19 protein-coding genes are annotated in these 22,614 nt (G+C 44.7%); 13 read left to right on the top strand and 6 right to left on the bottom strand.

The genetic code is table 11. From position 1 onward, the window contains the following. Positions 1-9: 9 nt before the first annotated feature. The 4 genes from ACMXYR_RS12335 (at position 10) to ACMXYR_RS12320 (ending at position 3,560) form a co-directional block, all read left to right on the top strand. Positions 10-711: an ABC transporter ATP-binding protein gene (locus tag ACMXYR_RS12335; protein ID WP_415901824.1), complete on the top strand. Its 702-nt coding sequence runs from the start codon at positions 10-12 to the stop codon at positions 709-711. Beyond that, a complete protein-coding gene (locus ACMXYR_RS12330; RefSeq protein ID WP_415901823.1) occupies positions 708-1,967 on the top strand; it encodes an ABC transporter permease in 1,260 nt (419 codons plus the stop codon). The genes ACMXYR_RS12335 and ACMXYR_RS12330 overlap by 4 nt, the downstream gene beginning before the upstream one ends. Positions 1,968-1,978: 11 nt before the next feature. After that, complete coding sequence (locus ACMXYR_RS12325) at positions 1,979-2,524, top strand: DUF3299 domain-containing protein (protein ID WP_415882070.1); 546 nt, start codon at positions 1,979-1,981, stop codon at positions 2,522-2,524. A 103-nt stretch (positions 2,525-2,627) separates the two neighbouring features. Next, positions 2,628-3,560: a nucleoside recognition family protein gene (locus ACMXYR_RS12320; RefSeq protein WP_415901822.1), complete on the top strand. Its 933-nt coding sequence runs from the start codon at positions 2,628-2,630 to the stop codon at positions 3,558-3,560. 17 nt (positions 3,561-3,577) lie between these two features. Here the strand turns inward: ACMXYR_RS12320 and ACMXYR_RS12315 are convergent, their stop codons facing one another. Both ACMXYR_RS12315 and purT read right to left on the bottom strand, forming a co-directional pair. After that, positions 3,578-3,778 (bottom strand): transcriptional regulator, encoded by a 201-nt coding sequence (locus ACMXYR_RS12315; RefSeq protein ID WP_415901821.1) that lies wholly within the window; start codon positions 3,776-3,778, stop codon positions 3,578-3,580. A gap of 114 nt (positions 3,779-3,892) precedes the next feature. Next, positions 3,893-5,074 (bottom strand): formate-dependent phosphoribosylglycinamide formyltransferase, encoded by a 1,182-nt coding sequence (gene purT, locus ACMXYR_RS12310; protein ID WP_415901820.1) that lies wholly within the window; start codon positions 5,072-5,074, stop codon positions 3,893-3,895. 119 nt (positions 5,075-5,193) lie between these two features. On the opposite strand from purT, the gene ACMXYR_RS12305 reads away from it, so the two are divergent. Together ACMXYR_RS12305 and ACMXYR_RS12300 are read left to right on the top strand one after the other, a co-directional pair. Further along, the gene (locus ACMXYR_RS12305) at positions 5,194-5,718 is read left to right on the top strand and encodes a hypothetical protein (RefSeq protein ID WP_415901819.1); all 525 of its coding nucleotides are present in this window, start codon (positions 5,194-5,196) and stop codon (positions 5,716-5,718) included. Between the two features lie 190 nt (positions 5,719-5,908). Further along, positions 5,909-6,313, top strand: coding sequence for a phnA protein (locus ACMXYR_RS12300; RefSeq protein ID WP_415901818.1), 405 nt, complete (start codon positions 5,909-5,911; stop codon positions 6,311-6,313). Positions 6,314-6,316: 3 nt separating this feature from the next. Here ACMXYR_RS12300 and ansA read toward each other — a convergent pair whose 3' ends face one another. Then, a complete protein-coding gene (gene ansA, locus ACMXYR_RS12295) occupies positions 6,317-7,333 on the bottom strand; it encodes an asparaginase (RefSeq protein WP_415901817.1) in 1,017 nt (338 codons plus the stop codon). Between the two features lie 60 nt (positions 7,334-7,393). Then, positions 7,394-9,862, bottom strand: coding sequence for an EAL domain-containing protein (locus ACMXYR_RS12290; RefSeq protein WP_415901816.1), 2,469 nt, complete (start codon positions 9,860-9,862; stop codon positions 7,394-7,396). Between the two features lie 521 nt (positions 9,863-10,383). Here ACMXYR_RS12290 and ACMXYR_RS12285 point away from each other — a divergent pair. The 6 genes from ACMXYR_RS12285 (at position 10,384) to ACMXYR_RS12260 (ending at position 20,399) form a co-directional block, all read left to right on the top strand. Continuing rightward, the gene (locus ACMXYR_RS12285) at positions 10,384-11,214 is read left to right on the top strand and encodes a hypothetical protein (RefSeq protein WP_415901815.1); all 831 of its coding nucleotides are present in this window, start codon (positions 10,384-10,386) and stop codon (positions 11,212-11,214) included. Between the two features lie 202 nt (positions 11,215-11,416). Further along, positions 11,417-13,864 (top strand): putative bifunctional diguanylate cyclase/phosphodiesterase, encoded by a 2,448-nt coding sequence (locus ACMXYR_RS12280; protein ID WP_415901814.1) that lies wholly within the window; start codon positions 11,417-11,419, stop codon positions 13,862-13,864. Between the two features lie 94 nt (positions 13,865-13,958). After that, positions 13,959-14,438: a hypothetical protein gene (locus ACMXYR_RS12275; protein ID WP_415901813.1), complete on the top strand. Its 480-nt coding sequence runs from the start codon at positions 13,959-13,961 to the stop codon at positions 14,436-14,438. A gap of 71 nt (positions 14,439-14,509) precedes the next feature. Continuing rightward, on the top strand, positions 14,510-15,811 hold the full coding sequence (locus ACMXYR_RS12270) for a TolC family protein (RefSeq protein ID WP_415901812.1): 1,302 nt from the start codon (positions 14,510-14,512) through the stop codon (positions 15,809-15,811). After that, positions 15,808-17,289, top strand: a complete 1,482-nt coding sequence (locus ACMXYR_RS12265; RefSeq protein WP_415901811.1) for an efflux RND transporter periplasmic adaptor subunit — start codon at positions 15,808-15,810, stop codon at positions 17,287-17,289. Before ACMXYR_RS12270 ends, ACMXYR_RS12265 begins: the two co-directional genes overlap by 4 nt. After that, positions 17,286-20,399, top strand: a complete 3,114-nt coding sequence (locus tag ACMXYR_RS12260; protein ID WP_415901810.1) for an efflux RND transporter permease subunit — start codon at positions 17,286-17,288, stop codon at positions 20,397-20,399. The genes ACMXYR_RS12265 and ACMXYR_RS12260 overlap by 4 nt, the downstream gene beginning before the upstream one ends. 100 nt (positions 20,400-20,499) lie before the next feature. Here ACMXYR_RS12260 and ACMXYR_RS12255 read toward each other — a convergent pair whose 3' ends face one another. Both ACMXYR_RS12255 and ACMXYR_RS12250 read right to left on the bottom strand, forming a co-directional pair. Further along, positions 20,500-20,802, bottom strand: a complete 303-nt coding sequence (locus ACMXYR_RS12255; protein ID WP_415901809.1) for an STAS domain-containing protein — start codon at positions 20,800-20,802, stop codon at positions 20,500-20,502. Positions 20,803-21,001: 199 nt separating this feature from the next. Beyond that, positions 21,002-21,883: a LysR family transcriptional regulator gene (locus ACMXYR_RS12250; protein WP_415901808.1), complete on the bottom strand. Its 882-nt coding sequence runs from the start codon at positions 21,881-21,883 to the stop codon at positions 21,002-21,004. A gap of 134 nt (positions 21,884-22,017) precedes the next feature. Here ACMXYR_RS12250 and ACMXYR_RS12245 point away from each other — a divergent pair, with 134 nt between their 5' ends. Next, a complete protein-coding gene (locus ACMXYR_RS12245; protein WP_415901807.1) occupies positions 22,018-22,614 on the top strand; it encodes an FMN-dependent NADH-azoreductase in 597 nt (198 codons plus the stop codon).

The raw sequence follows: 22,614 nt of genomic DNA, 5'->3' as shown, positions 1-22,614 counted from the left end.
GGAATCAAAATGCCAAGCGCTGTTGAAATTGATGCCTTAACTTTTAACTGGAACCGTCATACCCAAGGGATTACGGTTCCTTTTTTTGAGTTAAAGCAGGGCGAAAGTGTCTTTGTGAAAGGCCCTTCAGGAAGTGGTAAGAGTACATTGCTCAATCTGTTGGGCGGTATGATTGCTCCATCTTCTGGTTCTATCAAAATACTAGAGCAAGATGTAGGTGCTTTTTCTTCTCGGAAGATGGATCGTTTTCGTGCTGACCATATCGGTTTTATATTTCAGCAATTTAATCTGTTACCTCATCTCGATCTTATCGACAATGTCGCGTTGCCCTGTCATTTCTCCGCTGCTCGCAAAACGAGGGCCGAAGAAAAATACAGTAGCGTTAGCGAAGGTGCTAAATATCTTCTGCAGGAATTAGGGTTGGGGGATAGCCTTACCACAGGACGCAAGGTACTCGCACTTTCCACAGGTCAGCAGCAACGTGTGGCTGTGGCTAGGGCGATGCTTGGCTCGCCTGAGCTGATTATTGCGGATGAACCAACCTCTGCTTTAGATACTGAACATAGAGATATGTTTATGCAGCTTTTATGTAAGCAGTGTGAATCGGTTGGGGCTGCCTTGATGATGGTAAGTCATGATCCAAACTTAGAGCAGTACTTCTCGAGGGTTGAACGATTAGTTCCTAGTACTGATGGGGGCTTCACGTTGTGATCTTATTTCGTTTAACTTGGCAGAGCTTACTTAATCGTAAGAGTACTATCCTACTCACTGTCTTGTCGCTCAGCGTAAGTATCATGCTGGTTATGGCGGTAGATACGCTGAGGACTCAAACTAAAAGCAGTTTCTCCTCCACTGTATCTGGTACCGATCTGATTGTTGGGGCTAAAGGGGGCTCCATCAACTTATTGCTCTATTCGGTATTTCGATTAGGTGATGCTACTAATAACCTTTCGTGGAGCAGCTACCAGGCCATTAGTCGTCATTCAAAGGTGGCTTGGAGCATTCCTTTTTCATTGGGTGATTCCCATCGTGGTTACCCAGTATTAGGAACTTCATCTGATTACTTTAAGTACTTTCGTTACGGCAAAAAACAACCTTTAGCTTTGGAGCAAGGCAAAGAGTTTGAAGGCGTGTTTGATGTTGTTATTGGCTCTGATGTAGCGGAAAAATTACAATACAAGTTAGGTGATTCTGTTGTGATCGCTCATGGTCGCGGTAACGCCTCTCTGGTTGAGCATGATGATAAGCCTTTTAAGATCGTAGGTATTCTTGAGCCTACAGGAACCCCCGTAGATCAAACTCTACACGTGAGTTTAGCGGCTATAGAAGCGATTCATATTGATTGGAAAGCAGGGGTGCAGATACCCGGATCAGGTGGTGCTTACACGGAAGAGCAACTCAGCAAGCTGCAACCAAAGCAGATCACAGCGTTTATGCTTGGGCTAACATCCCGCTTTTCTACTTTCCACCTGCAAAGATCCATCAATCAATACTCAAAAGAGCCACTGCAAGCGATCATTCCTGGGTTGGCCCTGCAGTCCTTATGGCAGATGTTTTCTTTGGCAGAGCAAGCATTGCTGGTGGTGTCTGGCCTTGTGATCATATCCAGTATGCTAGGTTTGATGACCTTGCTGTTAGCCAGCCTTAATGAACGGCGCCGGGAGATAGCGATCCTTCGTTCGGTGGGTGCACGTCTCTGGCAAATATTATCTTTACTAATTTTGGAATCTTTTCTCGTTACAGCGATCAGTATTATATTGGGAATGCTTTTGTTGTACTTAAACTTGCTATTATTAGCACCTTGGCTCCAGACAGAATTTGGTGTTTGGTTAAGTATTACTGGGCCTAGCTTATGGCAATGGCAGCTCATTGCTGTGCTATTGCTATCTGGCACAGTGGTTGGTGCTGTACCTGGATATCGAGCGTACAAACAGTCCTTAGCGGATGGCGTAGCAGTTAAAATTTAGTGGAGAGTGTAATGCTCAGTGGGCGATTTCCCGTTTGGCTATTTAGCCTAATTTTGTTGGCGTTAAGTAATGTTGCTGCGGCAAATATGCTAAATGGTGAAAAAGTAGAAGAGGTTGAGTGGGAGCAGTTAATGCCTGCGGACTTCTCGTTAGATGAACTTTTGGGTATCACTGATGAGATGGCCATGATCGATGACTTTGATCCCAAAGCGCAGGAAATGTTGGATCAAATGATGGCTGCAATGCAGTCTGCTCCAGTCGTTCCTGAGGTCGACGGGAAAATGATCAGGATTCCTGGTTATGTTGTGCCTCTAGAATCTGAAGGCCAAACCGTAACGACCTTCTTTTTGGTTCCCTATTTTGGAGCCTGTATCCATGTTCCACCGCCACCGTCGAACCAAATTATTCACGTCAATTTTGAACCGGGTACTCATGTGGAAAACCTTTATGATGCCGTTTGGGTAACAGGGCGTATTAACACTGAGACCGTCAGCAATGATATGGCTACCTCCGGTTATATTATGGAAGCTTTCCAGATCGAGCCTTACGATCTTTGATATTGGTCTTACCAATTGACAAAAAATATTAGGAATAGCTGGTTTAAGGGGTAAGGGCTAGGTAAAATTCCCGGCCTAACCACTTTTCAGAGACCTTGCTCCCGTGGATCAAATTGTCGAGCTAATTCTTGAATCTGGCCGCTCTGGCTTAGATATGGGGCTGTATATCCTACTGCCTATCATGGTTGTGATGTTGTCACTCATGAAGCTATTAGAGGCGAAAGGTGTACTTTGCTGGATCTCTAATATGTTGGCCCCAGTTTCTCGCATCTTTGGTATTCCAGGCCTAGGTGTATTGGCGATGTTGAAGCTACTATTTGTCAGCTTTATCGCGCCTTTAGCCACCTTAACCTTAATGGATAAAAACGGTACTTCCCGCCGTTATATTGCTGCGACATTAGCCATGGTTTTAGCCATGTCGCAAGCCAATGCGACTTTCCCACTGAGCGCAGTGGGTTTGGATTTAGGTGTTACCTTGCTTACCTCTGTTGTGGGGGGCTTAGCCGCTGCAGCGTTTACCTATTACCTTTTAACGCGAAACCTGACTGATCCAGATACTCAAGAAACAGAGATAGCAGCGGAAGCTGGCAGTAAAAAGTCGGTTATGCAGCTGCTTAGCGAGGGTGGTAAAGAGGGGATGAAGCTTGTTCTCGATATGCTACCCATGCTGATTTTAGCGATCTGCTTCGTCAATATATTAAAGGTAACTGGAGCGATTGGTTTGTTAAGCTCGGCACTAGCACCTGCTTTGGGTTTGATCGGTTTGCCTGAAGCTACAGTACTTCCACTGGTGACTAAGTTTATTGCTGGTGGTACGGCTTTTATGGGTGTAACCATTGATTTGGTCAATCAGGGTTTAATCACCGTCAATGAACTGAACCGTATGGCCGGTTTTGCAACCAACCCTCTAGACGTACTGGGTGTCGCTATCTTTGCTGCTGCCGGCAAACGTATCGGGCAAGTCATTAGATATGCCGTATATGGTGGTTTGTTTGGGATGACAGTCAGAGGAATCATGCACCTGATTATTTTCTAAATCAGGTCCATCTCTTCTTAGTGGTTCAGGACCAGTTGTGGGCCTTTCTTACCAGCTGGAATGGTGTGTTTAGCAAATATGCCGTAGATATGTCCGCAGTTGTCACAATAAGCGACTTGAAACCAAGCATGGCTATCTTTGGCTTGTTCGGTACTGTCTTTAGAAACAATGTGTTCAATACCTTCTACCTTACATTCTGGACATTTGGGTTCAGCCATTTCGCTTATCCTTAATAGTTTTGAACATTTGTACTTAGTTATTCAGAAACTCTAAAGGTTCCATAAAATTCAGGCAGATACAAAGATCTGCCTGAAATCGGAAAGCTTGAACTATTAAAGCTCGACATTCATCGCGGTAGAACCACGAATCGCTTTCTCTTTGGCTTCTGTCACACTGTTGTCACGTGCGAGTACTACACCCATGCGGCGCTGGCCTGTTACTTCAGGCTTGCCGAATAAACGTAGTTGAGTGTTAGGCTCCGCAAGTACCTGCTGAAGGTTACCAAAACGTGCTTGTTTGGATTCACCTTCAACCAAAATAACACTGGATGCAGAAGGACCGTGGAAATGAATATTCGGGATTGGCAAACCTAGAATTGCACGTGCATGGAGCGCAAATTCGGATAGATCTTGGGATATCATCGTTACCATGCCGGTATCATGTGGGCGAGGGGATACTTCGCTGAAGTAAACGTGATCGCCTTTGATGAACAGCTCAACACCAAAGATGCCATGACCGCCAAGTGCTGCTGTCACTTTCTCTGCGATATTTTTAGAGACTTCTAGTGCTTTGTCGCTCATCTCTTGTGGTTGCCAAGATTGGCGGTAATCACCACCCACTTGAACGTGACCAATTGGCTCACAGAAGCTTGTTTGGCTGTCGTGACGAATAGTCAGGAGCGTGATCTCGTAATCGAAATCAACGAAGCCTTCGACAATCACTTTACCTTTACCAGCGCGACCGCCTTCTTGAGCATATTGCCAAGCTGCTTCTACTTCATCTTCTGATTTAATAGTGCTTTGACCTTTACCTGAAGAGCTCATGATCGGTTTTACAACACATGGGATTCCCACGTTTGTAATTGCGTCTTTGTACTCTTCGTAAGTTTCAGCAAACTGGTAGGGTGAAGTTGGAATATCCAGCTCTTCAGCCGCAAGGCGACGGATGCCTTCACGGTTCATTGTTAGTTGAGCGGCACGCGCAGTTGGTACTACGTTGAAGCCTTCGTTTTCTAGCTCAACCAGTGTATCTGTCGCAATTGCTTCGATCTCAGGAACAATAAGATCTGGCTTCTCTTCTTCGATCACTTTACGAAGTGCTTCGCCATCTAGCATTGAGATAACGTGGCTACGATGAGCTACCTGCATTCCTGGCGCATTCGGGTAGCGATCTACAACGATAACCTCCGCTCCCAAACGCTGTAGTTCGATGACAACTTCTTTACCTAGTTCGCCACCACCACACATTAATACACGGGTAGCTGAAGTTGATAAAGGGGTCCCTATATGCAGCATTGTCCAATCCTCTGCGTGAAAAAATTTCAAGCATTATACGGTGCAAATCGCGCTAATCACCAGCAGAAAAAAGGGTATAAACTATACTCTAAAAGTGTTGTTTTTTAGGGTTAAGGGTCATGAGAAGGCTAGTGTTTCTCGCCCCTACGGTGTCACAAGTAAATTCTGTTGTGGCTGACTTTCTGGCGGTTGGGATCGAAGACGAGTCTATTCACTTTATAGCTGAAGATGCTTCTCTAATCGAGAAAATATCAGCGCGCGCCGCGACCGACATAGAAACAACAGAACGTGAAAATGATCTAGATTGGGGCATGGTTGCAGGAGGCAGTTTTGGCCTCGCAGCTGGCCTTGTGGCAACCACAGTACTAGGTCCGGTTGGCTCAGTGGTCAGCGGTGGTACCGTGGTAGTAAGTAGCATCCTTGGAATAGGTTTAGGAGGATGGCTCGGAAAGCTGGTTGGTGAAGACACGCCCGTACATTTGTTAGCAAAGTATAAGCATGCTTTACAGCAAGGGGGTGTGCTGGTCATGGTGGATATTCCCGCAGAACGAATGACTGAAACTCATAAGTTGATACGGCAACATTGCCCAAAAGCGTTAGTCGAGATTATTCACCTGCACTGGGATCATCAACAGGCTGCATGACATAGATAGACCTTTTGCCTGAGAAGGCCGATTAGTCGGAGTATCCATCCGGCAGAAAGGGGCGATACCGATATTGGTATCGCCCCTTGTTATTTTAGGGGCTGAAACACTCGTCAATATTTCTTTAGATTTCTTTCATATAACAGTGTTTATGCTATTTCTTAAATAGGGAAGGAGAAGGAGATGTATTATGTCCAGAGGTCACGCAAGATATCAGGAGAGGCATCACGGTTTATCGTTATTTGGTAAGGACTTGGTGCGCCGTTGCAGTTCTCACTGTGAATTGTGCAATGCTCAAGGGGTCAAATTAGGGATATTTGAAGTTCCGCCTATTGAGAGTGAACCCAATTTTGAACATTGCATAATGATTTGTGATGTTTGTACACAACAGATTGAAAGTCCCAAAACACGTGATAATAATCATTGGCGTTGTCTTAATGCTTCTATTTGGAGCCCTGTACCTGCGGTGAAGGTGATCGCGATTGCTATGTTGCAAAGCATTGCTCAACAGGAACGTTGGGCCGTGGAGCTTCTAGAACAGGTGTATTTAGAAGCTGATGAGCAAGCATGGCTGGAGGAGATTGAAATTCCTTGATTGCTAATTAGTATCTATTTCGCCACACAGGCTGTTAGTAAACTGCTTCCGAATATCTTCTACGGATCCATTGGTCGCTAACAGGTAATGAAGCTTGCAGAACGCCGCTTCCAAGGTCATCTCCCCCCCAGAAATAACACCTATCTCATTTAACGCTTCACTGCAGGCATATTGTCCTTGGAGAATATCTGCTTGTAGGCATTGGCTAATGTTAACAATCACAATCTGATTATCGTGAGCTTTACGTAAGGCGTTTAATAAGGTTTTGTTGCTATCGGGTAAGTTGCCAACACCGTAACTTCTTAGGATTACCGCCTTTAATCCTTCGCTTTCGAGAATGCTGGATGCTAGTTGTCCACAGATGCCCGGATAGATTGGCAAGATCGATACCGCTTTAGGATCAAACGTTGGCGAGACAAAATTTTCTTTCTCTGCAGGAATAAATAGCCTGTTGTGTAACTCAATATGTAAGCCAATCTGTCCGAGCCAAGGAAAATTAGGACTATCAAAGGCATCAAGTCCTGTTGCTTTTACTTTGCTACTTCGGTTTCCGCGTAAGAGTCTGCCGCTAAAATAGATGCAAACTTCATGGACGGGGTGAAATGCCGCCAGAATCATCGAGGTAATCAGATTATCCAGAGCGTCGTTACGTAACTGGGACAGGGGGATTTGCGAACCTGTAAAAATTACAGGCTTGTTTAATCCTTGAAGCATAAATGACAGCATGGATGCGCTGTAAGCCATGGTATCTGTACCATGTAAAACGATGAAGCCATCATAATGTTGGTAATTTTGGATGATTAAATCGGCAATCTTATTCCAGTGCGGTGGTTCAAGATTAGCGCTATCAATGAGCGGGTTAAGTTCAATCATCTCAAAATCAGGAAGGGCTGAATGGTGAGAGTGTGCCAACCTGCTACGAATGACATCCTCAAAACCACTCATTGGGACATAGCCTTTATCAGAGGCTTGCATGCCGATTGTGCCGCCAGTGTAGATGAGTAGAACGTTTTGACTCATTTCCAATCTCCAGAATTAACCCGTTATATATACGTTGAACGGTCGAATAATAAAAGTAGTTCAATCAGATTTCTGGCTTCTATCATCAGGGGTAAGATAGAGAGATTGGTTTATGAGTTTGGTAATTTCGCGGGAAGGAAGTGGTTTACTAAAGTAAAATCCTTGCAGCTCTTCGCAGGATTGGCTTAGAAGGAAACCTCGTTGTTGCTGGGTCTCTACACCTTCTGCTATGACTTGCAGGTTCAAGCTGCGAGCCATAGTTATAATCGCCTGGGTTACCTCAGCACTTTCCGCGCTTTCATCCAAATCGCGGACAAAGCTTTGATCGATTTTAATCCGATTTAAGGGGAACTGTTTGAAATAACTCAAAGAGGAGTAACCCGTACCAAAATCATCAATAGCGATCTGTACGCCCATCTCTTTTAAATGACTCAGTGTGGCTATCGTTTCTTGATGATCTTCCATCAGTACTGACTCGGTAAGTTCGACTTCCAGTAATTCCGGAGGTAGTTGAGTCCGATCTAAGATGTGAATTACTTTCTCGATCAATTTATCATCATGAAACTGCACAGCCGAAAAATTTATGGCTATTCGTATAGGTTTATCATTTTGCTTATTCCATGCCGCAGCTTGGTAACAAGCGGTTTCCATAACCCATTCACCAATATCGATGATTAATCCGCTTTTCTCAGCAATTGGGATAAAAATGGCTGGAGATATTGGTCCACGAGTAGGGTGTTTCCAGCGAAGTAAAGCTTCTAAACCGATAATCTCTCCGGTTAAATTCAACACTTGAGGTTGGTAATAAACCTCAAATTGATCCTTATTTAAGGCTTGGTGGAGATCGGCAACCAAGGAAGATTCATCGAGAATTTGTTGTTTCAGGCTCGATGAGTAAAAGCAGAGTTCCCGTTTAGGGCTTGATTTTGCTTTCTTCATAGCTGTGTAGGCGTTATTGATCAGAGAGTCGCTTTCGCTTCCATCTTGTGCATACAAACTGATACCGATGGCCGGTTTAAAGAAGAAATGTTGATCTTCTAATTGGCAGGGCAGGCGAAGTAGCTGTAGTAATCGGCGGCCAATTTGCTCAGCATTACTGTGATCAGTCTGCTGAGGCAGCATAATAGCAAACTCAATCCCCCCTAAGCATGCAACCGGATAATGGAATCCCGCGGCAGTTTTGATTTGCTGAGCGGCTATATTCAGTGCGCTATCACCTGCCGAGATACTGAGTCGGTTCTTTACCTCTTTAATACCACTCAGTTGTATAACTAGAAAAGCGATGATTTCGCCTTGTTGAGCTTCACTTATCGCTTTATCGAGTTGGCTTTTTATCATCTCTCGATTAGGGAGGTGAGTAATCGGATCAAAATTCAGCTGTTGATATACCTCTTTGTTGAGCTTTGTGATCTGTCGCTGTGAGGCGTTATAGCGTTTCCAGCTAAGGAACATAAAGAATAAAACTTGTAGGGCTAGCGCATCTGTAGGTCCGAACCATAGTTTTAGCTCATTAAATAAGGTGATGGTTAGGCCTATGGTTACCCCAATGGCAAAAAGTATGCTTAGTGGGTAATAACGGCGCGGCAAAAGATACATAAAGGGTAAAACAGTAAGTGCAAGGCCCAGCGTTATAAGTAGGTTGACGGTAGGTGTGAGTTCAAATAAAAAGCGTTTTCCTATTAGAGCCGCTGCAATATTGGCATTTAATTCAACGCCTGGCATTCGCTGATGTTGTCCAGATACAGGTGTGCTAATCGCATCACCTATACCTGATGCAGTGGCTCCAACTAACACTGTTTTGTTTGCTAGATCCTCTAGAGCTACTGTTCCGTTAAGCACATCGATATATGAGTAGCGCTGGATGGTTCCAGGTGGGCCGTAAAAAGGAATTAAAAAGGGAATCTGGCGAAGCCAACCTGAACCTGATGGGGACGCAGATTTCTTAAAAGGAAGATCGGTTTGCGCTTCTAAAGAGCTTTGGTAAAGGGCAAGCCCTAATGTTGGCCAATGCGGATCGCCTAAACCTGCATAGAGGTAAACCCGCCGACAGATACCGTCTAAATCTAATTCACTATCAACATAACCTATACCGTCACTGGGTGCTGCTAATGTGGGGATCGGGAGTAGTTCTTTTATCTCTTCTGGGTTATGTGTTTTCTCGGGCGCCATGGCTAGGATTGTGCGGCCATGTTGGGCGATTGCTCGGGCAAAATCTTGATCGCCTTTCGGACTATCTGTCTCAGAAAAGAGAATATCAAAGGCCACGGCTGAGGTTTTGGCGGCAGTCAATTTAGAAAGCAAGTCTGCATGGACACTACGGCTCCAAGGCCATCGTCCTAATTGAGATAGGCTAGCATCATCTATGGCAATGATTGCAATGCTTTCAGGAGGATTAGCTGTGTCTTGAGTGATTAATATGTCATAGGCAATCAGATCGATACGCTGGAGTACAGAGCTATTGTAGCCGATCACAATACTGAGAAAGACTAATCCCAGAATTATCACTTGTTGTAATCGGCGTTTAATCATAACAGCAAGATTGTTAGTACAAATGATACAAATACATAAACCCAACTATCACTCGGAGGAGGGGCAAATTCCTGTGTTACACCCCAAGCACCTACGCAGCTATCATCGGATAGTGCTCTTACTCGGATGTAGCGATAACCTTCGGGCCGAGGAATAGCTATTTATGGTTCTGCCACGGTTGTATCAGTAAGGATAGTTGTAAAATTGCGAACGCGGTAAGTTTGTACCTGTTATGGCCGCTTATAGCCGATAACGCTAGCTTGATTATCCGTATGAAGTTGATTACCAAAGTTAAAAATTGATTTTAGGGGAAGGGCTTCCTAACCGCTGCCAGGGTATTTGATGATTTATATGTAATCTCAGATCTAGACTAGAACAGAAGTGGATTTAGTTAGGTCTTAAGTTTGAGTTACGGGCCTTTAGCATGTTGAAAAATATAAGTTATAAAGCGATTTTAGAGTGCTTTTCCTGACATAATGTTTTAATCAAGTTAACTGCTTACTCTCGGTTTGGATAACAGAATGTCTGAAATACCTGCAACTTTATCGACTTCAGCCTTAGCTAAGGCGCTTAAGAAAACGACCAAACAGATGTTTGCTGAGTTAGAAGCCTTAGGCTGGATCGAGCGTCAGGATGAAGCGTGGAAACTTACAGCTAAAGGTGAATTTGAAGGTGGTAAGTACCGTGAAAGCCAGAAATTTGGTCGATATATCATTTGGCCGAGAGAGGTTACGGAGCATAAAGCGTTATCCAGCCCTGATGCTGGTTTACTTAGTCTCTCCCAATTAAGTAAGCACTTTTCACTGAGTCGTACTGCCTTGGAGCAGGTTCTTCAAGAGATGGCTTGGATTCGTGCTAATAAAAAAGGTTGGCAAGTAACTTCGTTAGGTGAAAAAAATGGTGCCCATCAACGGGAAAACAGATCCACGGGTGTGCCTTATGTTTTATGGTCTGATTCAACTCTAGATCATGAAGTGTTGACCGATTGGATCGAAGAAGTTCAGATGGGTTTAAATGATATAGAGCTTCGCTGTTGTGATGGTCATCAAGTTGCAAATGAAGCCGAGCGTTTAATTGATAATTGGCTATATTTCTCTGGATTAGCACATGCTTATAAGCGTCGTTTGCCGTTCCCTGAGAAGCTTTATGCTGATTTTTATCTGCCTCAGTATCATCTTTATGTCGAATATTGGGGAGATAAGGTAACTGCTACAGAACTATCTGCTAAGATGCGTAAAAAAGAGCTTCTAAAAGCAAATAATTGTGCCTGTATTGAAATCCAGGATGAAGACTTATTACAGTTAGATGAAGCATTAACTAGGAAGTTACTAAATCATAACATTGAAATTTGAAGTCTGTTCCTAAGTCTTACGCATCCATGGATGTTTGAGCGCGATCCGAGTCTTATACAGTCTTGTTTAGAAGTGCGTCAAAAACATAAAAAAAGACGTTAAAGCGGTATATCTATTCTATGCTGAAGTGAGGGCTCTTAAGCTGATATTGGCTTATTAAGGGAGTTTGTTCACTGGCAAGAGTTAAGACAGTGGAATCTGGATGTCAGAAGTTTTCAAAGTTAAACAGCGATTAGCTTTTAGGCTGGCTAAATATTCGGTCGTTATGGCGTTTGTTATCGGCTTAGTTTTGACGACTGCGCAAGTGTTGGATGACTTCCATGTGCAAGATAGCCAGTTTGATAAAACTATCCATAAAATTCTTAATGCCAGTAAGCCTCCAGCTACGCGTGCCGTTCATACACTAGACCATACCCTCGCCAAAGAAGTGGTATTTGGTTTGATGCAATATTCTTTTATTTCCGAGGTGAAAATTTCGGATGAATTAGGAGAGGTGTTGGCATCACAGGTGGTTCCTGATCCTGTAAAGAAGTCTTCTACGCTTTGGCTCACGGAAAAAATTTCCAGTGCCCATAAAACCTATACCCTTGACCTACAAGCGCCTGGCTTTGTAGATATTGCACCTGGCAAGCTACAAGTGGTCGTCAATAAAGACCAAGCGTTTCAGCCATTCTTTGAGCGTGCTTTAACCATCTTTGTTGCTGGCTTAGTGCGTAACGTGTTACTCGCCATCTGCCTAATCGCTATTTTCCACGTTGTTTTAACTAAACCGTTGGCAAGGCTAGCTAGTCAGTTTGCGAGTGTCGATCTCAATGCTAGCAAAGAGGTAAAGCTGCAAGTTCCTGAAGTCCATAAAGACACGGAATTAGGTTTGTTAAATCATGCCGGTAATGAGTTTATCTCTACAGTTCATAACTTAGTGAATGAATTGAGGGAGAGTCATCAAGCTTTATCTAAGAGTGAAGCCCGCCTAGCTCAATTGATCAATCAGGTGCCGCAGTTGATCATGGCGATAAATAAAGATGGCGATATTTTATTTGCGAATCGTCAGTTTGCTGAGTTTTACCAACGGCCAGTAGCGGACATATCTGGTAATGCTTTGCTCACTCTCCATCCCTATATTGAAGAGGTAGCTGAACTCGAGTCGATTCGTCGCTGTGTTGAGGTTCATCAAACCGAAGCGGAGATTAGTGATTTTACTTGGACTCATAAAAGCGGGAAAACTATGCACTATACCGTGCAGGCTGCGCCGTTTGAGTATTTTTCTGAACCTGTAGTGTTATTTGCCGCGACAGATATTTCTGAACAGAAGATGGTTCAGGACCATATAAGCCATATGGCAAACCACGACAGTCTGACAGGGCTTCCTAATCGTACTCTGCTCAATGACCGTTTAGAGCTCTCCTTAGCGAATAGCCAGCGAAATGGTAAATGTAATGGTTTGTTGTTTATCGATTTAGATCACTTCAAAACGATTAATGACTCATTAGGGCATAGTGTAGGTGATCAGTTACTGAAGAAAGTGGCTGATATTCTGACTAAACAGGTACGAGCCAGTGATACCGTCGCTCGATTAGGCGGGGACGAATTTGTCATCCTACTACAATCCTTTGACGGTGATGAAACCGAAGTCACTAAAGATATCGAACATGTGTGTGAAAAGCTGTTAGAGCTTTTGGCGGAACCTATAGAGGTTAAACAGCATCAGCTTCGTATCGGGGCGAGTATCGGTATTGTGCAGTATCCTCTAGCTGATAAGGGGATTGATGACCTTATGCGATTTGCTGATACAGCTATGTATCACGCGAAAGAAAGCGGCCGTAATGGATATGCGTTTTATCACCACAATATGACTGCGGCTGTTGAAAAACAGCAGAATATGGAGAGCCAATTACACTCCGCACTTGAGCGAGAAGAGTTCTGTGTTCATTACCAGCCTTTGGTCGATGTTAGAGGTGAAGTATTTGGCTTTGAAGCGTTGATCCGTTGGCAGCACCCCGAACGGGGCTTAGTCCCGCCGATAGAGTTTATCCCGAGTTTAGAAGTCAGTGGCATGATTGTGCCTGTGAGTAATTGGCTGATCGGTGAATGCTCAAGACAGATTGTGGAGTGGAAGAAAAGTGGTTTTTGGCGAGAAGGTTGGTACCTGTCAATCAATATAAGCCCATTGCAGTTCTATCAGGCAGATATGATTCCAGCATTAAAAGAGGCAATTACACAGGCTGGAGCAGATGTTAAAAATATCTGCTTAGAGATCACTGAAACGGTAGCCGTAGAAAATATTGAGTTTGCCGTCAGCCGTTTACAAAAGATTCGAGATTTAGGTATTAAGATCGCTTTAGATGATTTTGGTACTGGGTACTCGTCATTGAGTTATCTAAAAGATCTGCCAATAGATATAGTGAAAATTGACCGCTCTTTTGTTCAGGAATTGGCAGCTAACTGTAAAAGTCAGTGTATTGTCGAAGCAGTAATCAACATTGCTAAAGCTTATAACCTTCGTGTTATTGCGGAAGGTGTGGAGACAAAAGAGCAGTTAATTATGGCAAATAAAGCCGGCTGTCATGTTTTTCAAGGGTTCTATATTGAGAGGCCGCAGCCTCCGAATAGTCTTTGTGGTTCTTATTTAAAAGACTCGGTAGAAAGTTAATATCTTGGCTTGGAACTTTATTGGTATATACCTCTCTATAGAATGACCCTCGTTTTTACGTTACAGTGGCTCCAAATTTAGACTGGTTAATTCAATGCAAACAGCTTACCCCATCAGCAAACAGAGCAAAGTGATAGCGGCTTTTAGCTTGCTGTTTTTTGTGTTGTATTGCTCCGTTGGCGTTTGTACAAATCTATTTGGCGGCTCAGCGGATGGTTCGTCATCTGGAAGCGTATCAATGAGTTCTGCTGTATCGGGCGTAGATCAAGTCGATCACAGTATGCACTTGGGTATGTCGTCTGATCAATCTGCTACAAATGCATCTTTGGCCCATTGCGATGGACAGCCCAAAAGTTGTGACTGGAGTATCAACCCAGTTGTTGATCCGGTTGCGGATGCCATCCCTGATATGACCTTTTTCGTGCAATACCTGTTATCAGGTATTGTTCTGCTGTTCAGTGTCCTGCTGTCAACAGCACATAAGCTATCTTACGGTTATTCCTTTGTTAGGGAGCGATGTCGTTTCTCCGGTGTGCCAAGGCTACACCTGCAGCAGGCTGTTTTCTTAAATTAATTTCCTGACCCTTTTTATATCGGTTACCGCCTATCTTGGTGGCGTTTTGATGTATCAACGGGACAGGATCTATGCGTTTATCCCCATTATTTATTATTAGTCTGCTGACTTTCAGCAGCATTACTCAAGCAGAACTGAGTTTAGATTCTGCTATTCAGAATGCTCTTAGTTCTGATCATTGGAATCAAAGCAGTGTGTATCAAGAGCAGGCACTACGTGCTAAAGCGATCGCGAGTGCTCAATTGCCTGATCCGAAATTAAGGCTTGGGTTGGCAAATTTGCCAACAGATAGTTTTGATTTCCAACAAGAGAACATGACTCAGTTGCAGCTAGGTGTCTCACAACAATTTCCTCGGGGTAACAGCTTGGAGTTATCACAACAGCAGTGGCAGCAAAAAGCGGCAAAAAGCCCGCTACAACGTCAACTGCGTGCTGCTAGTGTGAAACTTAATGTCTCTCAGGCGTGGCTAAAACTGCATCAATCAAAAGCGCAGTTGGCCCATTTCAAAGCTAAACAGCATATCTTTAATGAACTGGTAGCAGTGAGTCGGGCTAATTACCGCTCGGGTAAAGCCTTACGTCATGAGGTATTGGATGCTGAAGTAAAACTTACGCAACTGAAAGACCGCATGCTGCAGTTAGAACAGATGATTCAAGCCCAAAAAAGTGCGTTACAGCAGTGGATAGCAGTTGAATATTTTGATCAATCTATTGCTACCGGCTTTGATCTAGATTTACTTTCAGCAAGAAATAGTTCGCAGGCAGAGCAAGATCGATCGATCTTAAAACATCCTCAGATTCAGATTCTGAAACAGAATATTGCGATTGAGGATAAAGCGGTTGATCTAGCGGATCAGGCTTATAAACCTGCTTTCAAACTGGATGCAAATTACGGTTATCGTGCTGACCATGACAATGGTCGTGACCGAGCAGACCTGTTTAGTGTCGCTGTGACCATGGATCTACCGTTGTTCCCCGAAAAGCGCCAAGATCAGCGTCGCCGTGCTGCAGTACAGCAACGGGAAGCCAGTAAAGCTATCTACCTCCTTAAAGCGCGCGAATTAAGAGCCGAATTAGCCATCGCTAAAGCTAATCTACAAGGCTATGAACAGCGCTTAGCCATCTACAACCAAGCCTACTTGAAGCAGTTAGCAGCCAAGCGAAAATCGGCATTGCGTGCATACGCATCATCGGAGTCAGGCTTTAAAGCAGTATCTATCGCAGCTATGGAAGAGTTCGAAGCTCAACAACAACAGATCCTTCTACAACATCAGGTGGCGATGGCGACAGCGACGGTGAATTTCTACTTTGCGGGACAAGATCCAATGGTGATTAACAACGCTCATCCAGCTCAAGGAGTTATGGGACAATGAATAAAGCTGTTTTAACACTCGGAGCTTTGTTAATTGGGACTTCGGCCGGCTACTTTCTATCGCAGCAAAAATCCGATAGCGCTGATTCCTCAATTGCTGCAAATGATCAGCCCCTATATTGGGTTGCACCGATGGATCCAAATTATAAACGCGATAAACCGGGGCTCTCTCCTATGGGGATGGATTTAGTACCTGTTTATGAAGAGGATCTAGCGGGTGGTGATTCACCGGGGACAATTTCAATCTCCCCAGAGGTTGAAAACAATCTTTCTGTACGCACGGAAACGGTTTTATTTAGTCCGTTGCAAGCGCAGTTAAAAACCGTGGGTTATGTCGGGGTTGATCAGGAGAGAGTGACCGATATCCATTCACGTATTTCGGGTTGGGTTGAGGAAGTTAAGGTCAGCGTCAAAGGTGAATATGTTGAAAAGGGGGCGCTACTGTACGAGGTGTATTCCCCTGAATTGGTGAATGCTCAGGAAGAGTATTTAGCAGCCTTACGCAGCGGTAATCGTTTTTTACGTAATGCCAGTGAAAGTAAATTGGTCGCGCTGGGCGTATCTAAGGCTGTGTTATCAACTTTAATTAAACAGCGTCAGCCTCTACAAAAGCTACCTGTTTATGCGCCTGTATCTGGTTATATCGACCAGATCTCGTTGCGCAGAGGTACCTATATTAAGCCTAATAGCCGTTTATTGACGATCGCGCCTTTAGATCAGGTTTGGGTGACCGCAGAGCTATTTGAACGCCAAGGCAGCGCCGTACAGAAGGGAGATGTAGCCGAAATGACCTTAGCGTTTATGCCAGGGGAAATCTGGCGTGGGCAGGTCGATTATGTTTATCCGACGGTTAATCAAAAAACGCGAACGTTGAATGTCCGCTTACGTTTCGATAACCCTGATCTGCTGCTTAAACCGGATATGTTTGCTCAGATCACTATCCAGTCGGTACCGACCAAACCTATGCTGAATGTGTCGGATACAGCAGTCATCAAAACCGGCGATCAAGACCGAATTGTTCTTGCTTTAGGAGAGGGTAAGTACAAATCGGTTGAAGTTAAAACCGGTCCGAGTATGGCTGGACGCACTGCAATTATTCAGGGTTTATTCCCAGAAGATAGAGTCGTTACATCGGCTCAGTTTATGCTCGATTCCGAGTCCAGTATCAGTTCTGATTTCTTACGCCTGACACCACCGGCCATGGGGCTGATTGATGAAGTGTGGGTTGGCGCAACAGTTGAAGAGGTTAACTTTGAATCACGCCTTCTAACAATTAGGCATGAAGCGATTCGAGAGTGGAAACAGGATGCTATGTTGATGCAGGTTAAAGCTGATGAATCCTTGGATTTAGATGCTTTACGTAATGCTGGCTCGGTACAAATCCGCTTACGCGGTGCCAATATGAGCGACTTGCAGCTAACGGATTTTATATTGCCGCGTCCTAAAGCCCCAGAAAGTATCCCTGGGGGTAAACTATGATCAAAGGGATAATTTATTGGTCGATACACAATCGTTTTTTTGTTCTGCTGACGACGGTTATTTTAATTGGTTGGGGGGCTTATGCAGTCAAAAACACGCCGATTGATGCGATTCCAGACCTCTCCGATGTTCAGGTAATTATTAAAACCAGTTATCCCGGTCAAGCACCACAAGTGGTGGAGGATCAGGTCACTTATCCACTGACGACGGCAATGTTGTCGGTACCGGGCGCAAAAACAGTTCGTGGCTTCTCGTTCTTTGGGGATTCATACGTTTATGTGATTTTTGAAGAAGATACAGATCTCTATTGGGCGCGTAGCCGAGTATTAGAGTATCTCAGCCAAGTTAGCTCGTCTCTACCTGATAGTGCCAAACCGCAGCTTGGGCCTGATGCCACAGGGGTGGGCTGGGTCTACCTCTATGCATTGGTCGATCGCACGGGGCAGCATGATTTAGCCCAGCTGCGCAGCATTCAGGATTGGTTTTTAAAGTATGAGTTGCAGACCGTGTCCGGGGTGTCAGAAATCGCTCCTATCGGTGGCATGGTCAAACAATATCAAGTCAAAGTAGATCCGGAAAAACTACGCGCTTTTGATATACCGCTATCGCATATCAATCTAGCGATTAAACGCGCTAACCAAGAGAGCGGTGCTTCGGTCATTGAGATGGCCGAAGCCGAATATATGGTCAGAGCGAGCGGCTATTTAGATGGCTTGGAAGCGATTAAGAATATTCCACTGGGTGCCACCCCTCAAGGCACGCCGCTATTACTGCAAGACCTCGCTGATGTGACAATCGGGCCTCAGATGCGCCGCGGTATTGCTGAACTTGATGGTAAAGGCGAAGTTGTCGGTGGTGTGGTTGTGATGCGCTTTGGCGAAAACGCGCAGGCAACGATTGAGGGAGTCAAAGCTAAGTTAAAAGAGCTCAAACGTAGCCTACCTGAAGGTGTAGAGGTCGTCACAGTGTATGACCGCTCAGGCCTGATTGATCGAGCAGTGGATAACTTATTTGAGAAACTCGTAGAAGAGTTTGTCGTAGTTATTATTGTTTGTGCCTTGTTTCTGTTCCATTTCCGCTCCTCGTTGGTGGTGATTATCAGTCTGCCTATTGGGATTTTGGCGGCGTTTATCGTCATGTATTACCAAGGGATCAATGCCAACATCATGTCTTTGGGCGGGATTGCAATAGCCATCGGAGCTATGGTGGATGGTGCCATTGTGCTCATCGAGAATGTGCATAAACACATTGAGCGTCGCGCGCTAACAGATGAAAACCGCTGGCAGGTTATCGCTGAGGCGTCTGCAGAGGTTGGACCAGCACTCTTTTTCAGCCTGTTGATCATTACCATGAGCTTTATCCCTGTGTTTGCTTTGGAAGCACAAGAGGGACGAATGTTCTCGCCTTTGGCTTATACCAAAACTTATGCCATGGCCGCCGCAGCGGGATTTGCAATTACCTTAGTACCGGTTCTGATGGGGTACTGTATCCGCGGTAATGTGCTTCCAGAAACTAAGAACCCAGTGAATCGTATTCTCCAAGCGATCTACGTGCCGGTGATTCGTTTAGTCCTAAATTGGCCTAAGTTCACCGTTGTTTTGGCGTTAACGGTTACGGTGATTGGTTTTTGGCCTGTTAATAAAATAGGTAGCGAATTTATACCGCCTCTGGATGAAGGCGATCTAATGTATATGCCAACAACTTACTCCGGTATCTCAATTGGTAAGGCGCGAGAGCTACTGCAGCAAACGGATAAGTTGATTCGTACGGTGCCTGAAGTTGAGCGTGTATTTGGCAAAATTGGACGTGCTGAAACCGCGACAGACCCTGCGCCGCTGACCATGATTGAAACCTTTATCACGTTGAAACCACGAGATCAGTGGCGTGAGGGGATGACCACCGAAAAGCTTACCAAAGAGTTGGATAAGATCGTCAAATTGCCGGGTCTAACCAATGCTTGGGTGATGCCGATTAAAACCCGTATCGATATGCTGGCGACAGGTATTAAAACCCCAGTCGGTTTAAAGGTTGCTGGGCCTGATCTCAAAGTAATTGAAGATATAGGTAAGCAACTAGAACAGGTGCTGGTGGATGTTGAGGGTACCTCATCAGTGTATTCCGAGCGTGTTGCGGGTGGACGCTACGTTAAGGTCGATATTCAACGTCAAAAAGCAGCGCGATATGGTCTTAATATTGCCGATATTCAGTTAGTGATTACCAGCGCTATTGGCGGCAAAAATGTTGGTGAGACCGTTGAGGGCTTAGAGCGTTATCCGATCAATGTGCGTTATCCACAAGCGTACCGAGATTCGGTGGAACAACTGCGTTTGTTACCGCTAGTAACGCCGACAGGCGCACGTATCGCTTTGGCTGATGTTGCTGATATTTGGATAGAGGCAGGGCCTCCTGGGATTAAGAGTGAAAATGCTCGGCCTAATGGCTGGACCTATGTCGATATTGAGGGACGAGACTTAGGTTCTTATGTCGCTGATGCGCAAAAGGTTGTGGCTGAACAAGTCCAGTTGCCAGCTGGATATTCGATTAACTGGTCGGGCCAGTATGAATATCTTCTCCGTGCGAAAGAGCGGCTGACTTATGTGATCCCGCTAACTTTAGCCATCATAGTTGTACTCCTCTACCTTAGCTTTCGACGATTTGCTGAAGTGGCAATGATTTTAGGGACGCTACCATTGGCGTTGATAGGCGGGATTTGGATGCTTTATCTAAACCAGTTCAACTTCTCTGTTGCCGTTGGCGTAGGCTTTATCGCTTTGGCGGGTGTAGCGGTCGAGATAGGTGTGATATTGCTGGTTTATCTCAATCAGGCCTACGAAGAAAAGTGTCGAGAGATGCCAGAAGGGCTAACCCTTCAAGCTTTGCAGGAAGCTATAACGGAAGGTGCTGGTAAGCGAGTCAGACCTATTCTGATGACAGTTGCTACCGTGATTGCAGGCTTGTTACCGATTATGTACGGAGATGGAACGGGAGCTGAAATCATGCAAAGAATTGCGGCGCCGATGGTCGGTGGTATGGCGAGTGCTTTAGTGTTAACACTGATTTTGTTACCGGCCGTTTATTATCTGTGGCGAAAGCACGGGTTAAAACACTAGGAAGGATATTTTAAAGAACCTTTAGAAAATCGTTCACACATCCATATTGTGTGTTCGATTTTTGGACTTTGGGTGGGTAAAGAAGGTTTACTAAATCTATTTAGACAACTTTGAATAACTGATCGAAGTTGGCAAGTTTTAGTATACGAAGAGCCGTTTCGGAAGGGCGAACTAAGGTCACTACACCATTAATATTTTCAGCATGCTCTTTGGCGATTAGGAGCATACCCAAAGCTGAGCTATCGATATATTTGGTGGAGGACAAATTGATGGCAATATTGGTTCTAGGTGTTTTGACATCTCTGTACGCATCTCTAAAAGCTTTGTGAATTGAGTAATCAAACCGTTCACCTATCGAGATGGTTAGTTCTTGGGTGTCCTGATTTAAATGGGACTGAATCATGTTCTAGCTCCGACTACAGCTTTTACAGAAGCCTTGTTCTTGAATATTTATACCATATTAAGTCTGTTGAATACTTTTAGCGCCGACTTAAATCAATAAAGTCAAAATTAGCCTATTTAATTCGGAAGTTTAAGCAAGTTGAAAGTAGTGAAACAAAAGTAGACAGAAAGCTATAGCAAGGAATGTTAAAGGGAAACGCTTACAAATTTTGTAAGCGCTGTTGCAATAATTGTCCGAACAGCTTCGTCGCTGGTCCGGCATAATCCCCCTCCGTGTAGATCATACAAAGCTGAACACTTTTCTTTGCTCCAGCATTCAGGGGGAGTGGTTTGAGTAGCCCTTGCTCTAACTCCTTTTCGATTTTAAGACTTGGATACCAAGCGTAGCCTAAGCCACGGCAGGCAGCGGCGATTGAGGTTGTAAAGTTGCTCAGAGTTAGGCGCTGCTCTGCACCCAGCCAGCCTGAATCGACATCTCTGCTGCCGGAATCTCTAATGACTAACTGACGATGCAGGCGTAAGTCTTTGTGATCTAAAGTGCGGTTAAGCTGATGAAGGGGGTGCTTGGGTGTGGCAACGGCGACAAAGGTGACATCTAAAATAGGGTCGCCCATAAAACCCGGAGGTATGCGTGATCCAATCACTATATCGGCTTCTTTCTTCAGTAAGGCTTCATCGGTGCCACTTAATACCGTTTCGATAAACTCGATTCGGGTCAGAGGGCTCTGTTGTGTAAATTCAGCAATCACATCTAGCATAAGCCATTCTGGAAACAGGGCATCCATAGCGATGCGAATATCCGGCTCCCAACCCTCTGCAAACTGCTTCGCTAAATTTTCCATCTGTTGTGCCTCTTCCACTAAAACCCGTGCTCTGCGGTAGAGGGTTTTTCCTGCGGCAGTTAAAACTGCTTTGCGACCTTCAACCTTGAAGGCTTGTACGCTCAGGGTGTTCTCTAGCTTTTGAATTGCGTAGCTGATAGAGGATTGGCTTTTGTTCATCGCTTCAGCTGCGGTTGCGTAGCCGCCATTTTCGACCACCGCGATGAGGCTTTGCCATTGTTCCAGAGTAACTTGAGGCATTATTTATCTAATTTTTCGATTAAATTGAGCAGATTATAGCTGTTTTTAATCGTTTAATTAAATAAGAGAATGATCCCATCAGTTACAGAGGCAGATCTGTAAGAACGAGAAAACAGATTTTTAAGGTGAATTCGATGGCTACATTACTACATATTAAATCCAGCATTTTTGGTAACGGCGGTAAATCAAGTCAGTTGGCTGATAACTTTATTGAGCAGTGGTTAGAGAAGCACCCACAGGGCCAAGTGATTGTCCGTGATCTGGTTGCCGAAGATGTTCCGCATCTGGATGCGACTGTTATGACGGCATTGTCGACTCCGGCTGATGAGCGCAGCGAAGAACAGCAAGCGATTGTTGCTCGCTCAGATCTCTTTATTACTGAATTAAAAGCTGCAGATGAAATTGTGATGGGCGTGCCAATGTATAACTTTGGCGTACCGACTCAGATGAAAGCTTATTTCGATTTGATTGCCCGCGCAGGTGTGACATTTAAATATACCGAGCAGGGGCCAGTCGGCTTAATCGCAAGTAAACCTGTTTACCTATTGGCCACACGTGGCGGCTTATATCGTGATCAGGGCCATGATTTTCAGATCCCTTTTGTGCAGCAGTTCCTTAACTTTATCGGCCTAAGTGAGAGTGAGGTTATTTATGCTGAAGGGCTAAGCATGGGTGATTTGGCCGAAAGTTCTTTTGCTAAAGCTAACCAGCAGATTGCTGCTATCCATTAA

It is taken from the genome of Neptuniibacter sp. QD29_5, assembly GCF_047778125.1.
In the GTDB taxonomy this organism is placed as follows: domain Bacteria; phylum Pseudomonadota; class Gammaproteobacteria; order Pseudomonadales; family Balneatricaceae; genus Neptuniibacter.
The sequence above is the reverse complement of the archived record's forward strand: the minus strand, read 5'-3'. Positions and strand labels throughout refer to the sequence as shown.